Source organism: Paraburkholderia sp. CNPSo 3281, assembly GCF_024206515.1.
Lineage (GTDB): Bacteria > Pseudomonadota > Gammaproteobacteria > Burkholderiales > Burkholderiaceae > Paraburkholderia > Paraburkholderia nodosa.
Genome location: NZ_JAMBPS010000004.1, coordinates 149769 through 170440, shown reverse-complemented (window position 1 = coordinate 170440; position 20672 = coordinate 149769). Strand labels below are relative to the sequence as shown.

The following is a 20672-nucleotide window of genomic DNA, read 5'->3' as shown; positions in this document are numbered from 1 at the left end:
GCGAGTCAGGGTGCCGGGTTCAGCACGTATCCCGCGCCGACCACCGTATGAATCAGCGCCACCGGGAAGTCGCGATCCACCTTCGCCCGCAGCCGATGCAGGTGCATGTCGATGATGTTGCCGCGCGGCTCGAAATCGTAATTCCACGCCGCCTCGAGCAGCATGCTGCGCGTCACAACCTGCCCCTCGCGGCGCGCCAGACATTCGAGCAACAGGAATTCGCGGTGCTGCAGACGCAGATCTCGGCCGCCGCGGCTTGCTGTCCGCGCCCGCGTGTCGAGCACCAGATCCGCGCATTCGAGCCGCTCGCTCATCCTGCTGCGATCCGCCCGGCGCGCAAGCGCCTCGATTCTTGCCAGCACTTCGACAAAAGCATACGGCTTGACGAGATAGTCGTCGCAGCCTGCGCGAAGCGCCTCCACGCGTGCGTACAGGTCACCGACCGCCGACAGCATCAGCACCGGCGTTGTATCCCCACCGGCGCGCAACTGCTGGACGAGAGCCACGCCGTCGAGCGCCGGCAAGCGCCGATCAGTCACAATTACGTCGTAGATGCCCTCTCGCGCATAGGCGAGCCCGGTCGCACCGTCGGCTACCGTGTCGACAATCAGACCGCTCTCGCTCAGGCCACGCGCCAGGAACTGGCTGGCGCGCGTATCGTCTTCGATCAGCAGGATTCGCATGCGCAATCGGGGCAATGGGGGGCTTACATTAAAATTATTTCATGTTGGCGCGAAATGCCTGTACAGCTTCGCGCGGCATACTGCGGACATCGTAGGTACGAGCGTAGTGTAAAACGGCCGGCAGGCGCACGTTCGACGCTCGCTCATTTCTGGAAAAGGCATGTCGAACGTATTGGTCGTCGAGGACGACGAGCAGACCCTCGCGGAGATCGTCGAAGCGCTCACGGATCACGGCTGCAAGGTCGAAACCGCGAGCACAGGGCGCGACGGTTTGATGCTCGCGGTCGCCAACACTTATGACGCTATCGTGCTCGATCGTATGTTGCCGGGCGGCCTCGAAGGGCTCGGCATGCTGTCTGCATTGCGCATCGCCGGCGTGCTCACGCCGGTGCTGATCCTGAGCGCGCTGTCCGCGGTCGACGAACGTGTGCGCGGTTTGCGGGCCGGTGGCGACGACTATCTGACCAAGCCGTTCGAGTTCATCGAACTGACCGCGCGGCTCGATGCGTTGATGCGCCGGCGCGAGGCGGCGCCCGGCGTGCAGGAGTACCAGGTCGGCCCGTTGCGTCTGGACCCACTCAAACGGGAAGTGACCTGCGCCGGCCGCCCGGTACCGCTGCTGCCGCGCGAGTACCGGCTGCTCGAATACCTGATGCAGCACGAAGGCCAGGTGGTGAGCCGCACCATGCTGTTCGAGGCGGTATGGGACTACCGGCTCGACGAGCGGACCAACGTGATCGACGTACATATCAGCCGTCTCAGGAAGAAGCTCGACCCGGACGGGACGGCTCCGATGATCGATACCGTGCGCGGTTCGGGGTACATGCTGCATGCGCCTGCCTGAATTGCACCGCACCACCGGCTTTCGCCTCGCCACGCTGTTTCTGGTGCTGTTCGGCGTGATCGCGTTGCTGCTGTTCGGTTACCTGTACCGCGAGATCACTGGCTTCGAACAGGAACGCATCGATGACTGGCTGATTCGCGAGCACGCCCAGTTGAAACGCGAATTGCCGGACGTACTTGTCGCGCGATTCGAACATCAGAACCAGTTCGACCCGCGCCGCCAGCGCCCGTTCGGCCTGTTCGACGCCAGCGGCAAACATCTTGCCGGCGGCTATGCGGGCGATCAGCCGGCGATCCCCGTGTTCGACAAGCCGTTTTCGATGCGCCTGGCCAATCTGCCGGGCCACCCGCCTGGCAGATGCATCGCCGCTCGCCTGCCCGATAGCCGCATCGCGTTGCAATGCCAGAACACCCTCGAACTCGACCACTTCGACGACGAACTGCTGCATGCACTGCTCTCCACCGCGATGATCACGCTCGTGATCGGCCTGATCGGGGCGAGCCTGATTGGCATTTCGGCGATGCGGCGGCTCGATGCGGTGACCGCGTCGATTGAGGAAATCGTCGCGGGCAATCTCAGCAGGCGTTTGCCCGTGCATTCGAAACGCGACGACGTGGATCGGCTGGTCGGCGTCGTGAACGGGATGCTCGACGAAATCGAACGCCTGATGAACGAAGTCAAAGGTGTGTGCGATGCGATTGCGCATGATCTGCGCACGCCGCTTACACGGATGCTCGGCGGACTCGAACGTGCGCAACGGCGCGCCAAAACCGAGGCGGAGTTTCGTGCGGTAATTGATGAAACCATCATGGAAACCAGCGGCCTGCTACGCACTTTCAACGCACTGCTGCGTATTTCGGAAATCGAAAGCGGCGTGCGCCGCGCCGGCTTCGCCAGCGTCGATCTGGCCGCCGTCGCCGACGATGTGTTTGAGTTCTACGAGCCGGCTGCCGAAGACAGGCAGATTAGCTTCGAGCTACGACGGACCGTGTCCGGGCCGCTGGAGATCCAGGGCGATCCGAATCTGCTGTTCGAGGCACTGGCGAATCTGGTGGAAAATGCCATCAAGTTCGCGCCGCATGGCGGAGCCGTGCGTATCACGCTATGGCAGCACGCAAGAGGCGCTGGCTTGACGGTCGAGGACAATGGCCCAGGCATCGCCCCGGCCGAGCGCGATGCCGTCCTGCGCCGCTTCTATCGTGGCGAGGCCAGCCGTCATACGCCCGGCAGCGGCCTGGGGCTCAGTCTTGCCGCCGCCGTTGCCGCCATGCACGGCATGATGCTGGAGTTTCACAATGCGGACGCCGGTTGTGAGATCAGTCTCTTCAAACCCACTCAAAGTCACCTGGCGCATAACCGATGATCGATCGACAGCTGCCGGCGCACCGAGCCCACTCATTAGGGTTCTCGCAGGACCCAGGTCCAATCGAATGAGCAAAGGGAAACCGCCCCAACCAATCCTCGCAGTCTCCAGCAGCCGCTCATTCAACGATGAATGACCTCTACAGCGCACACTCCCGCAACTGCTGCGCGAGCAGACCCGCGTGCGCAGTCAGGGCCGAGAAGTCGCGCGCACAGAGATAAAGCCGCCGCGTGGCCCAGGCCTCCGCCAGTGGCGCTCGAAATGCCGATCCCGGCTTCGACGTGCATGGCCACATGTTCGATATTGCGCAACTGAATGCGGTAGTCGAGCTGGCGTCCCAGACGCGATGCACGTTTCGCGAGATGAGTCAAGCCCGTTGCGTAGGTTCGCATGCTCTGCGCCTTATTGGAAACGGTGGGAACACTGGCCTTTCTCGCCAGTCTTGCGGCACAGTTCCGCAGACCTCAGCAGTAACGCCCTGGATATCGATTCGACGCGGCTTGTCGAGAGCATCCATCAAATGATGGAGGCCAAAACGATCACTCGCGCATACGATCGGAATAGACGACAACGATAACGCTTGAGCGCTGCAAAGTCTGGCAAGGGGTCGAACCAGGGTTCGGATGAACGGGCCGTTTGCAGCACGAGTCAGCCGGTGTCACTAACCCGGAGGTGGGCCATTATGAAGACGCTAGTCCACACAGTTTGCGCGGTCGCCGTCATTGCTGTGCCAATGGCATCGTTGGCGCAGTCGGATGGAGGGCTGACGCGCGCGCAAGTGCAGGCCGAGATCGCTCAGCTACAGCAAGCCGGCTTCAATCCGGCCAACGCGAATACCGTCGACTTTCCCTCCAACATGCCGGCCACCGAAGCTAGCGCCGCCGGCCAGGGTAGCGGCTACGGCCCTGCAATGAATGGCTCGTCGCAGATGGGCCATCCGGCCAGCCCGACTGGGATGAAGCCGGTGTTCTTCGGCGGGTCGTAAGCTTTTTTCGTCTGACCAGGTCGGGCGATGGAGAGCATGCCGTCTCTCCCTGAGACGGCATGGAGCGTCGTGCCTTGCCCGCTTCGCCCAACTGCGCGGGGCCTGATGGCTCTCGCCGGGGAAGGCGCTGACGGCGGCCGGGACGGGAACGTCAGCGGGACCGTTATACGCTTATTCTGCAATCCTACCAAATAGCCGATACTGGCCTGTTCGCTCATGGTTTGACAGCGAGCATGCAAAAAGCCTTCTCTGTTTCGACAAGCTTCGCTTCGACGAAGCCAGCGGCTGTTAGTCGTTCGATCAATCCGCCCGGCTGTTGGCCCGAATAAGCAGTGAAACCGAGTGCGCCTGCGCCCCCGACTTTCATGGCACGCCGTATCTCGGCCAGGCCGGTTTCGGAGTCCGGCCAAACCTGCATGGAGTTGATGGCCAGCACCTTGTCGAAGGTGTTGTCTTCGAATGGCAACCGCTCCACTGTGCCGATTCGCAGGCGGACCCGGCCACGAGCGATTGCCGCGGCATTCCGGGCTGTGGCGTGCTCCAGCGTTTCCTGTGACGGGTCGATGCCGTCCACATGCCCGGAGGGTGCCGCTGCTGCGAGCAGTTGAATACCCGCGCCGGGCCCAAACCCAGTTTCAAGCACCCGGTCGTTTTCCCGAATCTCGCGTCGAGCCGGACTGATTGGCGAATACCGGATCTTCGCTCTGTGTGGTGCGCTGGATCGCGTGGCCCCGATATGGATCGAGTTGCATCAGCGTCACCATCAACGATTCCGCAAAGAAAACCTGACCGACATGCGACACGTGCGTGCGCTGAGGGTGCGACGCGCTTGCCGTGCGGACCTTGAAGTAAATGTGATTGGTGCGCCCGGCCTGCCCTCCCGGACGTCTCTGCGCACGAGATCTCCGTCGATCCAATAGGGGCCGACTTCCTGCTCGGGCGTGAGCCGGCAAGGCGCGGCGTTCGCTAAGGCGGCAGGACTCGTTTCGATGGCCGCAACGGTCGTGCCGACCGCGATCGTCAGTTGGATGAATTCTCGTCGTGACAGGCGTGAAGTCATGGCTGTGCTGCATTGCACGTGATGGCGGGACGTTACCGGAGCCGGCACGCATGTCGATTACATTTCTATTACGTCTTGTTTCGCACCGGCAGGGCGTACTTGTCCTGATTGCCCCGATTTGGCCGGCTATGCAGAAATGCGCATGGAAGCCGTCGTGAATGGCCAAGACGAAGCGATATTGGCTTCCTATAGTCGCTCTCAGCGTCTCGCCCCGGCGCTTTTTCGTGCGGGGCGGTTCGATCGATACCACGCCTATTCTGGAGGAGCCCAACCCGCAGTCGACGCGAACAAGAGAGTCGTGAACCGGCCGCCGCCCCAACCGCGCGAAGCGGGCAAGCCCGGCCGGTATGCACGCCACAGCAGTAAACCCATGCTTGCCGACAAAGGAAACAACATGCGTTTTGCGAAGACTCTTACCCCTATCGCAGTTGCCGTTGGAGCACTTCTCGCTGTTGCACCGCTCGCCTCGCGCGCGGATACCGTCGTTAAAATCGGTTTTGCCGCGCCACTCACCGGACCGAACGCCAATTACGGCAAAGACCTGGAAAACGGCGTCAAGATGGCCCTCGACGACGCCAAGGCGCAAGGCGTCAAAATCAACGGTCAGCCCGTCTCGTTCGAACTCGTCGCCGAAGACGATCAGGCCGACCCGCGCGTGGGCGTGCAGGTCGCGCAAAAGCTGGTGGACGAAGGCGTTTCGGTCGTCGTCGGCCACTTCAACTCGGGCACGACCATTCCCGCTTCCGAGCTGTACGAAAAGTCAGGCCTGCCCGACATCGATCCGGCCGCCACGAACCCGGTCATCAGCGGCCGCGGCTTCAAGAACATCTTCATGGTGATCTCGAGCGACGCGCAAAACGCGGGCACCGCGGGCGCCTACGCGGTCACGACGACGAAGGCCAGGCGCATCGCCGTCATCGACGACCGCACGGCGTTCGGCCAGGGCGAAGCCGACGAATTCGTGAAGGCCGTCAAGGCGCACGGCGGCGAGATCGTCGACCGCGAGTACACGACGAACCAGGCGACGGACTTCAAGACGCAGCTCACGAACATCAAGAGCAAGAACCCCGATCTGATTTTCGTGGGCGCCCTTAATCCGCAGGCGGCCGGCATCATGAAGCAGATGGCCCAACTCGGCATCAAGGCGCAGTACGTGGGCGGCGGCGGCGTGAAGGATGTGGACTTCGTCAAGCTCGCCGGCGACGTGTCCGAAGGCGCCATGGCGTGGGAGTACGGCCGTCCGCTTGACAGCACGCCGGTCGGCGCGAAGTTCGCCGACCGCTTCAAGCAGAAGTACGGCGTGGACGTGCTCTCTTACGCGCCGTTCGGCTACGACGCGGCGTGGGCCGCCATCAAGGCGATGCAGGCCGCCAATTCGACCAAGCCCGACGACTATCGCGCGAAGATGCAAAGCATCGCCTTCGACGGCATTACCGGCCATATCGAGTACAACGCGAATGGCTCGCTCAAGAACGGTTCGTCCACGGTCTATCAGGTGAAGAACGGCCAGTGGGTGACAGTCAAGACGGTAAGCGGTCTCTGATCGCCCACGCGGACCTCGCCTCGTTCAGGCGAGGTCCGCGTGCAACGCGCGGGGTTGTGCTGCCACTGGCAGCCGCATCTCTAGAAGCTATGCCGGATACCCGCCATGATCCCCAGTTGTCCCGCCCCCGGTGCGGGTGTCGTGCCGCCGCCGCCCTGGCTCACCGTGTAGGCCGCCTTCGCGCTGTTCCACAAATACGCGCCCTGCAGATAAACGGCTGATCGCTTGGAGAGCTGATACGTGCTGCGCAATGCGGCGATCGTGCCGCGCGTGTCGTGGTCGCTATTGACGATGTGGTACACGCCGCCATCGACGATAAAGGCCGCCGTCACCGGATACTGTGCCGTGAGATAGAACTGGTCCGTATGCACGTTGGGCGTTTCAGCCGAAACCGTGTCGACGCGCCTGCCCAGCCAGCCGCCGCCGATGCGCAGCGCGCCGATATGGCCGTAGCCGTTGAGCTGGATGCGCACGTCGGTGTCGCCCGGGTTCGTCAGCGCGAAGGTCGGCGTGCCGTCGTAGAGGTTCGCCGCCGCGCCCGGGCCCCCGTGCTGTTCGTCCCACGCCGCGGCAACGCCGTAGCCATTGCGGTCGTAGCGCAGCATCGCCGACCATTCGCGGCAAGACTGGGCGCTGCCCGGCACAGGCCCCGCGCAGGTGCCCTGGCCCGGCGAATTGCCGGTGCCGGCCGAATCGCGCCCGAATGACCACGTCGCGCCGAGTGTGAAGCCGCCGTAGCTGCCCTTGTAGACGACCGTGTTGTCGCTGCGCGAGCTTGGCAGGTACTGATCGAACGAGGCCGTGCCGCCGTAAATGTCCGGTCCGAGCAAATCGGCGTCGGCGATCGCCCAGAACGTCATGGTGTACTGACGCCCGAACGTCAGGCTGCCATAGGGACTGCTCATGCCCACCCACGCCTGGCGCCCGAACAGCCGGCTGCCCTGGTTCAAGGTGCCGCCGCGCATGTTGAAGCCACTCTCCAGCGCGAAAATCGTGGACCACCCTCCCCCCAGCCCCTCGCTGCCGCGCACGCCCCAGCGCGAGGGCATTTCGCCGGTGATGCCGGGCATGCGCACCACGTTGTCGCCCGCCGCGTTCGCGTGCGAAACGTATTCGATGCCGGTATCGACGATGCCGTAAAGCGTGACGCTGCTCTGCGCGAACGCCGACGCGCTGAGGCCCGCGCAGGCCAGCCCTGCTGCGATCCGAAGTTTCATGATCTCCGTGTTCTCCTGGTGTTCCGGTCTCGCGGACTCGCCGCCAGCCGGACGTTGTTTTGGATTGGACGCGTAAAAAAGCCGACACGCAGTCTTGTTACGTGCCGTTTTTTAGGACTCTTGATTGAACGAACTGGCCGACCGGACGCGATGGCGCGGGTCCACGCCATCGTCCGGTCTCAGGAATGGGTCAAATCCGCTGCTGTCCCGCGCGTTTCGGGATATGACGGCCAACCACGGCCAGCGCGATCAGCACCAGCGCCATGGCGGCGCCGAGCATCGTCAGATAGGCCGCCGCGCCGCCTGCGGTAATCACCACCGCTCCGGCAAACGCGCTCAGGATCGCGCCCACGCGGCCGAACGCCAGCGCCGAGGCCGTGCCCGTCGCGCGCACGCCCGTTGGGTAGACGTAGGCACACAGCGCGTACATGGTCGATTGCACCGCGTTGACGAACAGGCCGTGCAGGCCGAGACCCGCAATCAGCAAGCCCGTGTGCTGGGTCGCGCCCACGCCGAGCATCACCCAGGCGCTCGCCGCGCCGCCCGCGCAGCACAGCAGGAGCGGCCCGCGCGAGCCGAAGCGCGCAATGGCGAGCGCACACAGCAACGCGCCGATCACGCCGCCCAGGTTGTACGCGCTCAGCCCGTAACCGGCGAGCGAGACGCTCAGACCTTCGCTCGTCAGCATGGCGGGCAGCCAGCTGAACGCGCTGTACACGGCGAGCAGGCACATGAAGAACGCCCACCAGATCGCCACGGTGTCGCGCGCGCGGCCGTCGCGAAAGAGCGCTGTGAAGCCCACGTGCTTTTCGGCGCTTTGCTCGCGCATGTCGGTGAACACCGCGTCCGGGGCAACCTCGCGTGCCATGCGGCCCAGCAGGCGCACGAGTTCGGGCCAGCGCTTCGGGCGGCGTGCGAGAAAGCGCGGCGACTCGGGCAGCGCCACAAGCAGCACGAGGGCGAGCACGAGGGGCAGCACGCCGCCTGCGAAAAAGAGCCCGCGCCAGCCGTACACCGGCAGCACTTGCGCCGCGAAAATACCCGCCAGCATGCCGCCGAGCGGCACGCACACGATGGTTGCCGTCACCGCAAACGTGCGAAGGCGCGCGGGCGTGAATTCGGCTGTCATCGTCGTCGAACTCGGCAGCGCGCCGCCAATGCCAAAACCGGCAATGAAGCGCAGCGCGGCGATGGCCGCCACGTTCGGCGCGAGGCCGATCGCGCAGGTCGCGGTGCCGAACACAAGCACGCTGCCCACCACGGCCCAGCGGCGTCCGAAGCGATCCGCGAACAGGCCGGCGAATGCGCTGCCGAAGCCCATGCCGACCAGCCCCGCCGCCACGACGGGTGCGAACGCATTGCGCGTGATGCCCCACTCCTTGATCAGCACCGGAATCGCGAAGCCGATCAACTGGCTGTCGAAGCCATCAACGATGATCGACAGGGCCGCCAGCACCACGGCGATCTTCTGCAGCGTGGAATACGCGCCTTCGTCGAGCGTGCGGCCGATATCGACCGTACCGCCGGTAATGGCGGCGCTCTCGCGCGGCGTCGCTCCCGAAGCGGGGGCGGGCGTGGCATAAGTCATGAATTGTCTCCTTTGCTGCGCTGTGAACGCGCAGTCATTCGTTTGTCATGCTGTCGCGACGTTGATTGGCTAGTTCATACGGATTCCTTTGCATCGACGAGGCGCACGAGATGCAGCAGCGCCGCCGTATTCGGCACGGCGATAGCACGCATGCGCGCGACCTCGACGACCGCGCCGTTGATGGCCTCGATCTCGGTCTTGCGGCGAGCGAGCACGTCCTGAAGCATCGAAGGCCGATGCGCGCGGTGATGCGTGAGCGCGTGCCGCACGTTGTCGGCCACATGTGCTTCGTTCACGGCCACGCCGTGCGCGTGCGCCACCGCCGCGACTTCCGCGACGATCTTGAGCGCGAGCGCTTCGCCGTCCGGCACGTTGGTGAGTTCGCCGACGGTGCAGCCCGTCACCGCGCACAGGCTGTTGAGCGCCGCGTTGAACGCGACCTTCTCCCAGATCGCGGCCCAGACATCGGCGTCCACGGTGCAGGCGAGGCCGGCGTCGTTGAGTGCCTGGACCGCGCGGGCAAGCATCGGCGAATGCGCGCCGTCCGCACTCATCAGGCGAATCACGCCCTGGCCGTGCGAACTCACGCGGCCAGGCCCGTTCTTGTCGGCAGGCCAGGTCGTCACGCCTATCATCACGCGAGCCGGGTCAGCGAACCGCGCGAGACGCTCGGCGTTGCCGAGGCCGTTCTGCAGCGAAAGCAACGCGGTTTGCGGCCCGAGCACGGCGTGCGCCGCGCCGAGCGCCGCCTGCGTGTGCAGCGTCTTGGTGAAAACGATCAGCAGATCGACTGGCGTGGTCGCCGCCTCCGGCCGTAACGCTTCGAGATTCGTGACGACGCGCTCGCCCGCATCGGTCGTAAGCCGCAGACCGGCTTCGTTGATCGCCTTCAAGTGAGCTTCATCGACGTCGAGCAGCGTGACGCGATGGCCCGCAAGATCGAGCAGGCCGCCAAACAGCGAACCCATCGCGCCCGCGCCGAGTATGGCGATATGCATGGCGCGCTCTTAGAACGGATAGTGGCGCGGCGCCGTCTGCAGCGTGATCCAGCGCAGTTCGGTGAATTCGGCAATCCCCGCCTTGCCGCCGAAGCGCCCAAAGCCGCTCTCCTTCACGCCGCCGAACGGCATCTGCGCTTCATCGTGCACGGTCGGCCCGTTGATGTGGCAGATGCCCGATTCGATGCGCTGCGCGACGCGCCACGCGCGCGCCGTGTCGCGGCTGAACACCGCCGACGAAAGCCCGTACGCGTTGTCATTCGCGCAGGCAATCGCAGCGTCCTCGCCGCGCACACGCACGATGCCCTTCACGGGGCCGAACGATTCGTCGTGGTAGAGGCGCATCTCGAGCGTGACGTGGTCGAGCAGCGTGGCGGGCATGAGCGTGCTGTCGGCCTTGCCGCCGCATACGAGCGTCGCGCCTTTGGCGAGCGCGTCGTCGATCAGCGCGTTGCAGCGCTCCACGGTGCTCATGTCCACCACCGAGCCGAGCACGACCGGACCCTTGCGCGGATCGCCGAGCGGCAGCGCGCGGGCGCGCTCGCCGAGACGCGCGACGAAGGCGTCGGCAATGCTCTCGTCGACGATGATGCGCTCCGTCGACATGCAGATCTGCCCGGAATTGGCGAACGCGCCGAACGCGGCCGCGTGCGCTGCCGCTTCGATATCGGCGTCGTCGAGCACGACGAGCGGCGCCTTGCCGCCCAGTTCGAGCACCGATGGCTTCAGATAGCGCGCACAGGTTTCGGCGATGATGCGGCCCACGCGCGTGGAGCCCGTGAAGTTCACGCGGCGCACCTTCGGGTGCGCGATCATGGCTTCGACCACGTGCGCCGCACGGCGGGCGCGTTCGTCACGAAGTTGACTGTGCCGCGCGGCAGGCCCGCCTCCTGCATCGCCGCGACGATGAGACCGTGCGTGGCCGGGCAGATCTCCGAACCCTTGAGCACGACGGTATTGCCGCATGCGAGCGGCAGCGCGATGGCGCGCACCGCGAGGATCACCGACGCATTCCACGGCGCGAGGCCGAGCACGACGCCGGCCGGCTGGCGCACGCCCATGGCGAGGCTGCCGGGCACGTCGGAGGGAATCAGCTCGCCGCCGATCTGCGTGGTGAGCGCGGCAGCCTCGATCAGGCCCGCCGCCGCGAGATGCACGTTGAAGCCCGCCCAGATGCCCGACGCGCCGGTTTCCGCGGCCATCGCAGCGGCGAACGCTTCGGCTTTGGCTTCGAGCGCATGCGCGGCCCGGGTCAGCAGCGCACGCCGCTCGCTCGGGCCCATGGCTGACCACACCGGAAATGCGGCGGCGGCGGCATCGACGGCGGCCACGGCATCTTCCACCGTAGCCGCGGGCGCGCGGCTCGCCACCGTGCCGTCGAGCGGATTGCGGCGCTCGAACGTCGCCCCGTTGCGTGCCTGCACCGCTTCGCCGTCGATCAGCATCGTTACGGTTTGCATGTCCTTTTTCCTCGCTTTACGTGAATTCGATGGGTTGCGCGCGCACCGTTCAGGCGACGAGCATCTCGACCAGCTTCGGGCCCTGCCCGGCCAGCGCGCGGCCAAGCGTATCGCGCAACGGCCCCGCCTCGCTCACACGCACGCCGGGGCAACCCATGCCCGCGGCTAGCGTGACGAAATCGAGCCCCGGCAGGTCGGTGCCCTGCACGGGGTCGGTCGACGCGAAACCGAACACCGGCGCGAAGTCCTGCAACGCGGCGTAGCGCGTGTTGTTCAGGATGACGAAGGTAATCGGCAGCTCGAGCTGCACCGCGCTCCAGATCGCCTGGATCGAGTACATGCTGGAGCCGTCGCCGATCAGCGCGATCACGCGCTCGCCGGGCTTGGCGAGCGCCACGCCCACGGCGGCGGGCATGCCGTAGCCCAAGCCGCCGCTGTCCATCGTGAGGAAGGTGCCGGGGCGCTCGTAGGGCAGATACGTCTGCATCACCGGGCGCGAGCTGGGCGCTTCCTCGACGACGGTCGTGCCCGCGTCGCGCACTTCGGCGAGCGTTTGCAGCGCATAGGCGACCGACATGCGCTCGCCAGGCTCAGTCGGCGGCATGGCGCGCGGCGGCACGGCGCGCGGCGCGGGCATCGCGCGCTCGACGGCCGGCGCGGGCCGCTCCAGCAGATCCAGCACGCCCAGCCTCACGTTGCCCACGGCGGCCATGCCCTCGGGAGTCCACGCGGCGGTGTTCGGATCGTCGATCAACTGGCACAGCGCGGCGCCTGGCGGCACGTGCGGCCCGTGGCCCTCCACGTGATACGTGAAAGCCGGCGCGCCGATCGCGAACACGAGATCGTGCCCGCCGAGCAGCTCGACGATGCGCTCGCGCATGGCCGGCAGAAAGCCCGCGAACAGCGGATGCTTTTCCGGAAAGCTGCAACGGCCCGTCATGGGGGCGACGAATACGCGCGCACGATGACGCTCCGCGAGCCGCACCACTTCGTCGGCCGCGCCCGCGCGATCCACCGCGCCGCCCACCACGAAGGCCGGGCGCGCGCACGCGTCGAGCGCTGCGCCGATGTTCGCCAGCATCGCGGGCTCGGGGCGCGTGGTATGCGCGAGCGAGCGCTCGGGCACGCGTTCGGCCGGCTGGTCCCAGTCGTCCACGGGAATCGACACGAACACCGGACCGCGCGGCTCCTGCATGGCAATCGCATAAGCGCGCGCGATGGCGAGCGGCACGTCCTGCGCGCGCGCCGGCTCGATGCTCCACTTCACATAGGGCTTGGGCAGCTCAGTGGCCTGGGTGGCCGCGAGAAATGGGTCGAACGGCAAGATCGAGCGCGCCTGCTGGCCCGCCGTGACGACGAGCGGCGTGCGGTTGCGAAACGCCGTGAAGAGGTTGCCCATGGCGTTGCCCACGCCCGCCGCCGAGTGCAGGTTCACGAGCGCCGCGTTGCCGGTGGCCTGCGCATAGCCGTCGGCCATGCCGACCACGACCGCTTCCTGGAGGCCGAGCACGTAGCGGAAGTCGGCGGGAAAGTCCCGGAACATGGGCAGCTCGGTCGAGCCGGGGTTCGCGAAGACCGAGGTCATGCCCACGCGGCGCGCGAAGTCGATGACCGCGTCGCGCACGGTAAAGGCGCCGCGGGTCGCCGTGGGGTCCTGCTTCTGCTGGTTCTGCTGAGGCGCGCTGCCAGTCATCCAAGGCCTCCTGTCGAAAAAGCGCGTCGTTCAATGGAGGATCATTATCGCGACGCTACGGGTAACCGAAAATTGCGGATTTCGCCAAAAGGCATTACCTTTGGGCATGACTTACAACCTCCAGCAACTGCAGGCGTTCGCGACCATCGTCTCCGCGGGCAGTCTCGGGCGCGCGGCGGAAACGCTGCACGTAACCCAGCCCGCGCTCTCGCGCGCGATCCGCCGGCTCGAGGAGCAGGTGGGCGCGCCGCTATTCGAGCGGCATTCGCGCGGCATGCACCTCACCGCCGTGGGCGAGGCGCTCCTGCCGCACGCCATCCTGCTGCAGCGGGAAGCCGAGCAGGCGCGCGAGGAAATCGACGCCATGCGCGGCCTCGCGCGCGGCACGATCCGCGTGGGCGCGGTGGGCAGCATTGCGAGCCTCGTGCTGCCGCTCGCCGTGAGCGGCGTGCTGCGGCGCTGGCCGGGGCTGCGCGTCGAAATTCTCGAAGGCGTGTGGGACCGGCTCGCGGATGCGCTCGTCAAACGCGAGATCGATCTCGCGCTCAGCATGGCCGTGCCCGACACCGACGAAATCGCAGCGATCAGCGATTGCCGCTGGGAGGATTCCAGCTACGTGGTGGCGGCGCACGATCATCCTTTGCGCGCGAAGCCCGAACTCACGCTCGCGGACACCCTGAACGAACAATGGGCGATTCCGCCGCGCGGCACGGCGCCATTCGAGCACATGGAGCAGGTCTTCGCGGCGCAAGGGCTGGGCCTGCCGAACGTGGTGGTGCAAACGCGCTCGATCACGGCGCTCAAAAGTCTCGTGGCGCGCTCGGGGTTCCTGAGCTGGATGGCATCGACGATGTACCTCACGGAAAGCAAGGCGGGCGTGTTCGATACGCTGGACATGCCGGGGGTGGAGGGCCGGCGCATGCTCACCGCGTTTCGCCGGCGCCACGGCATTCTGCCGAGCCCGGCGGTGAAGCTGCTGGAGCAGCTGCGCACCTTGACGGCGGTGCCGCACTAACCCAGTTCGTCGTTCGTCACTCCTCGCGCAGGAGACGCCCCGCGTTCGCGATCACCACGAACGTGCCCACGTTGTGCAGCACCGCGCTCGCCACGGCGCTCAGCACGCCTAGCGCCGCCAGCGTGATGACGGCCACCGTCCACGCGAGCCCGATCGCCGCATTCGCCGTCGCGATGCGCCGGCAGCGCCGCCCGAGGCGCACGCTGTCCGGCACGCGGCGCAGGTCGTCGGCGAGCAGCACGATATCGGCGGCGGCCACGGCGATATCGATGCCGCGCTCGCCCATCGCCACGCTAGTCGCGCCGGCCTTAATCGCGAGCACGTCGTTCAGGCCGTCGCCGACCACCATCGGGCGGCGCCCCGCACTGATCTCGCCCAGCACATAGTCGAGCTTGTCGTGCGGCAGCGCATGCGCCACTACGGTGTCGATGCCCACTTCGGCGGCCACGCGGCGCGCCACACGCTCGCGGTCGCCCGTGAGCAGCGTCGCACGCTCGATGCCGAGCGCACGCAGCCCGTCCAACGCGTCGCGGGCTTCCGGGCGCACCGTGTCGGCAAAACCGAACCATGCGAGCAGACGGCCATTCAGCGCGATGCCTGCGCATGGGCCGTCCAGCTCCGCAGGCATCGGCGGCAACACGCTCACGTATTGTGCGAGCAGGTCATGGCGGCCCAGCACGGCTTCACCTTCCGGCACTGTCGCGAGCACGCCGAGTCCGCGCATCTCGCGCGCGTGCGGAGGCGGCGCGGCGTACGGCGTTCCCGGCGCGCCGTAGCGCAACAGCGCGCGACACACCGGATGCGCGCTGACCTGGGCGAGCTGCACGGCCAGCGCCAGCGTGCCGGCTTCGTCCGCGCCCGGCTGCAGCACCACCGTCGTCACGCGCAACTCGCCGTGCGTGAGCGTGCCCGTCTTGTCGATCACGAGCGTATCGATTTCGGCCAGCGCGTCGATAAAGGCCGCATTCCTGAACAAGATCCCGCGCCGCGCGCCCGCCGCAATCCCGGCGATCGCGGTGGAAGGCGCCGCCAGCACGAGCGCGCATGGGCAGGCGGCGACGATCACCGCCAGCATGGCCGAAGCGTTCGCGCTCACGAACCACACGATCGCCGCGATCAGCAGCACGAGCGCGAGGTACGCGTCCATATAGCGTTCGAGCGCCTGCGTGATGGGCGGCTTCGCAGCCTCCGCACGCTGCATCAGCTCGACAACCTTGCCCAGCGTCGAGGCCTTGCCGACGTGCGTGATCTCCACGCGCAGCGGGCCGTCCAGATTCATCGCGCCGCCGAAGACGCGCGCGCCCTCGCCCGCGTCCTGCGGCAACGATTCGCCCGTGATCGGCCCGTTGTCGATGGCCGAGCGGCCGTGCCGCACGATGCCGTCCGCGGGCACGCGCGAGCCGGGCAGCACATCGACGACGTCGCCGGGACGCAGCGCGTCATAGGGCACGGTCTCGATCGCGCCCGCAGCGCTCACGCGCCGCACATCGCCGGCAGTGAGGCGGCCTAGCGCCCGGATCGCCTCCTGCGAGCCGAGCACGCTGCGCTCTTCGAGCGCGTGGCCGAACGTCATCACGATGGGCAACAGCGCGGCCGTCGTCATGTCGCCCACGGCCCACGCGCCCAGCATGGCGAGCGCGATGAGGCGGTCGGTCACGCCGTGCAGGCTCGGTGTTCTGAGGCTGCGCCACGCGCCCGCGAACACGGGCGGCGCGACCACGAGCGAGGCGACCGCCGCCAGCACTTGCGCGAGCGTGGCGTCGCCGCTCGCCAGATGCGGCCACGCGAGCGAGAGCAGCAGCATCGCGCCCGCGAACAGCGCGAGCAACGTGTGGCGCGTGATGGCGCGGCGCTCGGCGTCCGACATGACGAGCGTGGCGACGGATTGCGCTGCGTGACCGTCGTGACCTCCGTGACCTTCGCGCGCACGATCGGGTGCGGGCGCCGATCTGGCTTCCTGTGCGGCGCCGGGTGCGCGATGACTCGCCGGCGTGTCGTATGGCGTGGTCATGGCGCGCGCCCCGGTAGCACGAGGCTCGATGCGTCGTTGGGATCGAGCGTCGTCACGCGCGCGGCGTGCGCGAGCACCGCCTGCACGCGGTCGCGATACGCGCGCGCGAGCAGCCCCGGATCGCGGTTCGCGCCGAGCGCCGCTTCGAGCTGTGCGATCGTCGAGGTTTCCGACTGCGCCGTCGCCACGCGCTCCGCCGCGCTGGCTTGCGCGTCCTGCACGATGCGGTCGGCGCTTTGCTGCGCGTGCTGCCGCGTCTTTTCGGCGAGCGTGCGCGCCTGCGCGACATCGCGTTCGGCGTTCTGCAGCGAAGTCAGCACCGCGTTGAACGCATCGACAGCCGAGGCCGGAAACGACGCTTGCAGATCCATGCGCGAGACCTCGATGCCGAGCCCCGCGTGCGCGGCCGTCAGCGCGTCGAGTTGACGCTGGACCGCGCGCGCGAGATCGCCACGCAATTGTTCGCGGCGCGCGGCCATCTGCTGATCGGCGGCCACCATCTCCGGGCGCGCGACGAGGATTGAATCGAGGTCGCGTTGCGCGGCGGTTTGCGCGACCGCGGCCGAAACGATGCGCTCGAGCGCGGCGTCGAGATGCTCGAGCTGCAACGCATACGCGTAAGGGTCGCTCACGCGGTAGAACAGCGTCGCGCTCACCTGCACGACGCCGTTGTCGCCCGTGAGCACGTAGCCGGAACCCGCGAGCGCGTCGCTGGCATCGCTCAATTGCGCGGGCGCCGCGGGATCGCGCGTGAGCGCGACGATGCGCCTCTCGAGCACACGCTCGCTGCCCGGCACGAGCAGCACCGTTTCGAACGGCCGCGGCAACGCGACGAGCAGCCCCGCGCCCTGGCTGCGCACGTAGGCGCCAAAGCGCATCACGACGGCGCTGCTGTCGGCGGGAATGCGGCGCACGTTCGACGTGGCCCACGCGAGCGCGGCCAGCACCGCCAGCGCCGCCACGAACCAGAATGACAGACGCACCGCCTGTGCGGCGGGTCCGAGCGCCGGAAAATTGTCGCTCGCGCTCATGGCGTGCGCCCGCGTGCGTGCGCAGTGGTTGCGGGCGCAACGACTGCACCCGACGGCGCCGTGGCCGCACCGAGCCCGGGCGGTCCCTGCACCAGCGCGCGGAACGGGGCGGCGTCGGTGCGCAGGATCAGGTTCGTGTTGCTGTTGACGACCGTCCCGAGCGTGTCGAGCGAGCGCAGCATCGTGTAGAGCTGCGGATCGGCGGCGTAGCTCTTGCCGTAGATCGCCGCTGCATCCTTGCGCGATTGCGCCTCGATATCGGCGGCTTTCACGTTGGCGTCGGCGATCAGCACGCGCGCGTCGCGATCGGCATCCGAGCGGATCTGCGCCGCTTCGCGCAGGCCTTCGGCCGTGCGCTGCGCGGCCACGGTCTCGCGCTCGGCGCGCATGCGATCGACTGTCGCGGCCAGCGTCACGGCGGGCAGCGTGAGACGCTCGAGACCCACCTGCACGACGTGCACGCCATAGGCCGCATACACCTGCGCATCGACCTGGCGGCGCAGCGCCTCTTCGAATGCGCCGATGCGGACCTGCGACGGATCGGTGTTCACGAGCGACGCGAGATCGAAGCCGGCCGACGTGGTCTGCAAGGCCGAGCCGACCAGTGAGCGAATCTGGCGCGCGGCTTCGTCGGGTTCGTTGCGCACCGCGCGCACGAAGCGGCCAATGTCATTCGCGTTGGCGGGCACGCGCCATGCCACATACGCCTGCACGATGATGCGCAAACCATCGCGCGTGCCGACGTCCTGCAGGCCGCTCGAGGTCGTGTGCAGGCGCAGGTCCACCGGCACCGCGGCCTCGATGGGCGCGGGCAGGCGCCACGCGAGACCGGGCCGCAGCAGCACGCGCACGGGGTCGCCAAAGCGCGTGACGACGGTGGCCTCGCCCTCGCGCACCTGCACGACGCTCGCCACGATGAGCGCGACGATCACGCAGAACAGCGCGAACGCCACGCGCAACGCAAAACGCCGAGGATTCACGGGCGCCAATCCAGCTGAGCCACCGGAGCCGCCTGCGCCGTGGTCATGATGATGATGAGAATGCGCATCGCCGTGCGTATGCAAAAGGCTCACGTTCGAATCACCTTGCTCTGTCTATGGGGTAACGGGTTACCACGCCTTCTTCATGCCTGCCGCCGTGGCCGGGCTCAACGTGCGCAGGTCGATCGTCGCGCGGCTGCCACTCGCGAGCCGGTCGTCGATCACGGTCACACTCGCGTTTTTCAGTCCTTTCTGCAGGCTATGCAGGTAATACTCGAAGCCGAACGCCGGGCCGCCGAGCTGCTGCGCGATCACATCGGCGTCGAAGCCGATCTGCTGGGCGCGCGCGGCGGCAAGCGTATCCGCCGCGTTCGCGCTGCCCAGCGCGACGGTCTTGATCGCCTGCTGCTGCGCTTGCCCGAGCGCCGCCGCCGCAAAGCCGTGCGCCTGCACCACACTGGCCTGCGCGCGAATCTGCGCGGCCTGCACCCCGTGATACGCGGCGGCCGCGCCCGCGGGCGGATGCACACTCTCGATCACCACGGCCACGACCTCGATGCCACTCGCGAGCCGGTCCAGCTCGTGCTGCACGGCGCCGCGCAACGCACCGGCCATGGCCGTTTGCGGCGTGTCGAGCAGCGACGGCAGCGTACGCGACGCGAGGTAACGCACGACCTCGCGGTTCGCGATCGAGCGCACCGTGTCGGCCATGTCGACCGCTCGATAGAGCGAGGCGCGCGCCGCCGCGTCCGTAAGGCCGACTCGATAATCGAGCCGCACGTCCGCGCTCACGATCTGGAACGCCTGCTGGGCGCCGCTCGTGCCCGCGATCACCTGAGTTGTCTCCCAGGGATGCGCCACGTCCCAGAGGCGATTCAATTGCGCGGGCGCGTCGCCATCCGCGGCAACGGCGGGCGCGGCGCGGCTGCTGTCGTTCGCGCTGCCCGAGACGATCAGTTGATGGACCGCGCCGTTGTCGATCACGCGCATGCGGCCGAAGGGCCAGGGCAGGCCCACATGGAGGCCCGGCTGCCACACGGCGACCGGTGCGCCGAAGCGCTCGTACACGGCGCGCTGATCGGGGCCGAGAATAGTCACGCCGCCGAGTAGCCAGCCCGCCGCCACCATGGCCACCAGCGCGCCTGGCAGGAGGCGAACGAAGCTCTGGAGCGCCCAGTTCTGCCGCAGATCGATGCCATAGCGCATACGCAATTGGGCATTGAGTGCGGCGACCGGACGTGCCTGCACGCTCAGCACGCCCGCGATGCTGCTATGCAGGAAGCGGCCCTCGTCGGGCATTGCCAACGCGGCGTGCAGCGCACGCAGACCGAGTTCGACGGCAATCGCGCCAGAAAGCAGGGCGACGATACGCACGAGCCACGTGAGCGCCTCGCCCGCATAAGCCAGCGCCGCCACCGATGCCGCCATACTCAACGCAGCGACGAGCACCACGCGCAACAGGCCCGCGAGCGCGGCGGATTCGCGCGACTGCGCGGCGCGCTGCGCATGGAAGCGCTCGGCCACGAGCGCGGCAAACGCGATGACGAGCGCAGCGGCTCCCGCGACGAGAAAAGGCGCGGATGCACGTTGCGAAACCGTTGGCGCCAAGGCGGGAGACGTCCACGCAGAGATGGCGAACGCGAGCGAAACGAGTGCGGCGATCGGCGCGATCCACCCTTGCCACGGAAGCGACCGCAGCAGGCCGCGTATGTCGGCGGCCTCCGAATTGCGCTGGAACGCGAGGCGCAAAAGGCGCAGCGAAGTCTTCGAGACCGGTTCGCCGGCTGGCGCGCGCGCCGCCAACAGCCGCGCGCCGAAGACGACGATGAAGAGATTGAGGCACGCGCTCGACATCACGGCGCATAGGCGCGCATCGAATGGCAGAGCAGAAGCGAAGGCGAGCGCGCCGAACACGCAAGCCAGGCCCAACGCGGACCAGCCAAGCCTCGTCTGGCCCGCACGACCACCGAGCCAGCCATAGCCTTCGCGGTGGTCGCGCGATACGCGATGCATCATCAGCAATCCTTACATACAAATTACATGAAACAGGCCCGCGCGTGGCGACCAGCGATCGCGCGATGCTGAAATTCGCGCGCCCAATGTAGCGCGCTCAAAACCGAAACTCAATATAACTGGGCTCGTGCATCCGTGCCCCACTATTTAGCCGATTCGGAGCACAATACCCTCAGTCAATTTAGTCT

Annotated in this window: 15 protein-coding genes and 1 pseudogene; 5 read left to right on the top strand and 11 right to left on the bottom strand. The window is 67.1% G+C overall.

Annotation, left to right across the window (positions count from 1 at the left end; all coding sequences use genetic code 11):
- Positions 1-5: 5 nt before the first annotated feature.
- Positions 6-683 (bottom strand): response regulator transcription factor, encoded by a 678-nt coding sequence (locus tag M3I56_RS06655; RefSeq protein ID WP_254353085.1) that lies wholly within the window; start codon positions 681-683, stop codon positions 6-8.
- Positions 684-843: 160 nt separating this feature from the next.
- Here M3I56_RS06655 and M3I56_RS06650 point away from each other — a divergent pair, with 160 nt between their 5' ends.
- From M3I56_RS06650 to M3I56_RS06640, 3 genes are all read left to right on the top strand, one after another.
- A complete protein-coding gene (locus tag M3I56_RS06650) occupies positions 844-1527 on the top strand; it encodes a response regulator transcription factor (protein ID WP_254353084.1) in 684 nt (227 codons plus the stop codon).
- A gap of 43 nt (positions 1528-1570) precedes the next feature.
- Positions 1571-2890, top strand: a complete 1320-nt coding sequence (locus tag M3I56_RS06645; protein WP_254353083.1) for an ATP-binding protein — start codon at positions 1571-1573, stop codon at positions 2888-2890.
- 682 nt (positions 2891-3572) lie between these two features.
- The gene (locus M3I56_RS06640) at positions 3573-3875 is read left to right on the top strand and encodes a DUF4148 domain-containing protein (protein WP_254353082.1); all 303 of its coding nucleotides are present in this window, start codon (positions 3573-3575) and stop codon (positions 3873-3875) included.
- A 214-nt stretch (positions 3876-4089) separates the two neighbouring features.
- On the opposite strand, the gene M3I56_RS06635 is transcribed toward M3I56_RS06640, so the two are convergent.
- Complete coding sequence (locus tag M3I56_RS06635; RefSeq protein ID WP_309249134.1) at positions 4090-4536, bottom strand: class I SAM-dependent methyltransferase; 447 nt, start codon at positions 4534-4536, stop codon at positions 4090-4092.
- Between the two features lie 793 nt (positions 4537-5329).
- On the opposite strand from M3I56_RS06635, the gene M3I56_RS06630 reads away from it, so the two are divergent.
- Complete coding sequence (locus M3I56_RS06630) at positions 5330-6478, top strand: branched-chain amino acid ABC transporter substrate-binding protein (protein WP_254353080.1); 1149 nt, start codon at positions 5330-5332, stop codon at positions 6476-6478.
- An 80-nt stretch (positions 6479-6558) separates the two neighbouring features.
- Here M3I56_RS06630 and M3I56_RS06625 read toward each other — a convergent pair whose 3' ends face one another.
- The 5 genes and pseudogenes from M3I56_RS06625 to mdlC form a co-directional block, all read right to left on the bottom strand.
- A complete protein-coding gene (locus M3I56_RS06625) occupies positions 6559-7695 on the bottom strand; it encodes a porin (protein ID WP_254353079.1) in 1137 nt (378 codons plus the stop codon).
- A gap of 190 nt (positions 7696-7885) precedes the next feature.
- A complete protein-coding gene (locus M3I56_RS06620; protein WP_254353078.1) occupies positions 7886-9283 on the bottom strand; it encodes an MFS transporter in 1398 nt (465 codons plus the stop codon).
- Between the two features lie 74 nt (positions 9284-9357).
- Entirely contained in the window at positions 9358-10281 is a 924-nt protein-coding gene (locus tag M3I56_RS06615; RefSeq protein WP_254353077.1) for a ketopantoate reductase family protein, read from the bottom strand.
- Positions 10282-10290: 9 nt separating this feature from the next.
- Positions 10291-11741, bottom strand: a pseudogene (locus M3I56_RS06610) (aldehyde dehydrogenase).
- A gap of 49 nt (positions 11742-11790) precedes the next feature.
- Positions 11791-13434, bottom strand: a complete 1644-nt coding sequence (gene mdlC / locus M3I56_RS06605) for a benzoylformate decarboxylase (RefSeq protein ID WP_254353076.1) — start codon at positions 13432-13434, stop codon at positions 11791-11793.
- A gap of 106 nt (positions 13435-13540) precedes the next feature.
- Between mdlC and M3I56_RS06600 the strand changes: the two genes are divergently transcribed.
- Positions 13541-14449 (top strand): LysR family transcriptional regulator, encoded by a 909-nt coding sequence (locus M3I56_RS06600; RefSeq protein WP_254353075.1) that lies wholly within the window; start codon positions 13541-13543, stop codon positions 14447-14449.
- A gap of 16 nt (positions 14450-14465) precedes the next feature.
- Here the strand turns inward: M3I56_RS06600 and M3I56_RS06595 are convergent, their stop codons facing one another.
- The 4 genes from M3I56_RS06595 to M3I56_RS41540 form a co-directional block, all read right to left on the bottom strand.
- Positions 14466-16460, bottom strand: a complete 1995-nt coding sequence (locus tag M3I56_RS06595; protein WP_254353074.1) for a cation-translocating P-type ATPase — start codon at positions 16458-16460, stop codon at positions 14466-14468.
- Positions 16457-17491 (bottom strand): protease modulator HflK, encoded by a 1035-nt coding sequence (hflK, locus tag M3I56_RS06590; RefSeq protein WP_254353073.1) that lies wholly within the window; start codon positions 17489-17491, stop codon positions 16457-16459. Before hflK ends, M3I56_RS06595 begins: the two co-directional genes overlap by 4 nt.
- A complete protein-coding gene (gene hflC / locus M3I56_RS06585; RefSeq protein WP_254353072.1) occupies positions 17488-18471 on the bottom strand; it encodes a protease modulator HflC in 984 nt (327 codons plus the stop codon). Before hflC ends, hflK begins: the two co-directional genes overlap by 4 nt.
- A gap of 129 nt (positions 18472-18600) precedes the next feature.
- A complete protein-coding gene (locus M3I56_RS41540) occupies positions 18601-20487 on the bottom strand; it encodes an SPFH domain-containing protein (RefSeq protein WP_254353071.1) in 1887 nt (628 codons plus the stop codon).
- Between the last annotated feature and the right edge of the window lie 185 nt (positions 20488-20672).

What these genes read in the sequence shown, in the direction of transcription:
- M3I56_RS06655 (WP_254353085.1), bottom strand. Translation starts at nt 683, where the DNA reads ATGCGAATCCTGCTGATCGAAGACGATACGCGCGCCAGCCAGTTCCTG.
- M3I56_RS06650 (WP_254353084.1), top strand. Translation starts at nt 844, where the DNA reads ATGTCGAACGTATTGGTCGTCGAGGACGACGAGCAGACCCTCGCGGAG.
- M3I56_RS06640 (WP_254353082.1), top strand. Translation starts at nt 3,573, where the DNA reads ATGAAGACGCTAGTCCACACAGTTTGCGCGGTCGCCGTCATTGCTGTG.
- M3I56_RS06630 (WP_254353080.1), top strand. Translation starts at nt 5,330, where the DNA reads ATGCGTTTTGCGAAGACTCTTACCCCTATCGCAGTTGCCGTTGGAGCA.
- M3I56_RS06625 (WP_254353079.1), bottom strand. Translation starts at nt 7,695, where the DNA reads ATGAAACTTCGGATCGCAGCAGGGCTGGCCTGCGCGGGCCTCAGCGCG.
- M3I56_RS06620 (WP_254353078.1), bottom strand. Translation starts at nt 9,283, where the DNA reads ATGACTTATGCCACGCCCGCCCCCGCTTCGGGAGCGACGCCGCGCGAG.
- M3I56_RS06615 (WP_254353077.1), bottom strand. Translation starts at nt 10,281, where the DNA reads ATGCATATCGCCATACTCGGCGCGGGCGCGATGGGTTCGCTGTTTGGC.
- mdlC (WP_254353076.1), bottom strand. Translation starts at nt 13,434, where the DNA reads ATGACTGGCAGCGCGCCTCAGCAGAACCAGCAGAAGCAGGACCCCACG.
- M3I56_RS06600 (WP_254353075.1), top strand. Translation starts at nt 13,541, where the DNA reads ATGACTTACAACCTCCAGCAACTGCAGGCGTTCGCGACCATCGTCTCC.
- M3I56_RS06595 (WP_254353074.1), bottom strand. Translation starts at nt 16,460, where the DNA reads ATGACCACGCCATACGACACGCCGGCGAGTCATCGCGCACCCGGCGCC.
- hflK (WP_254353073.1), bottom strand. Translation starts at nt 17,491, where the DNA reads ATGAGCGCGAGCGACAATTTTCCGGCGCTCGGACCCGCCGCACAGGCG.
- M3I56_RS41540 (WP_254353071.1), bottom strand. Translation starts at nt 20,487, where the DNA reads ATGATGCATCGCGTATCGCGCGACCACCGCGAAGGCTATGGCTGGCTC.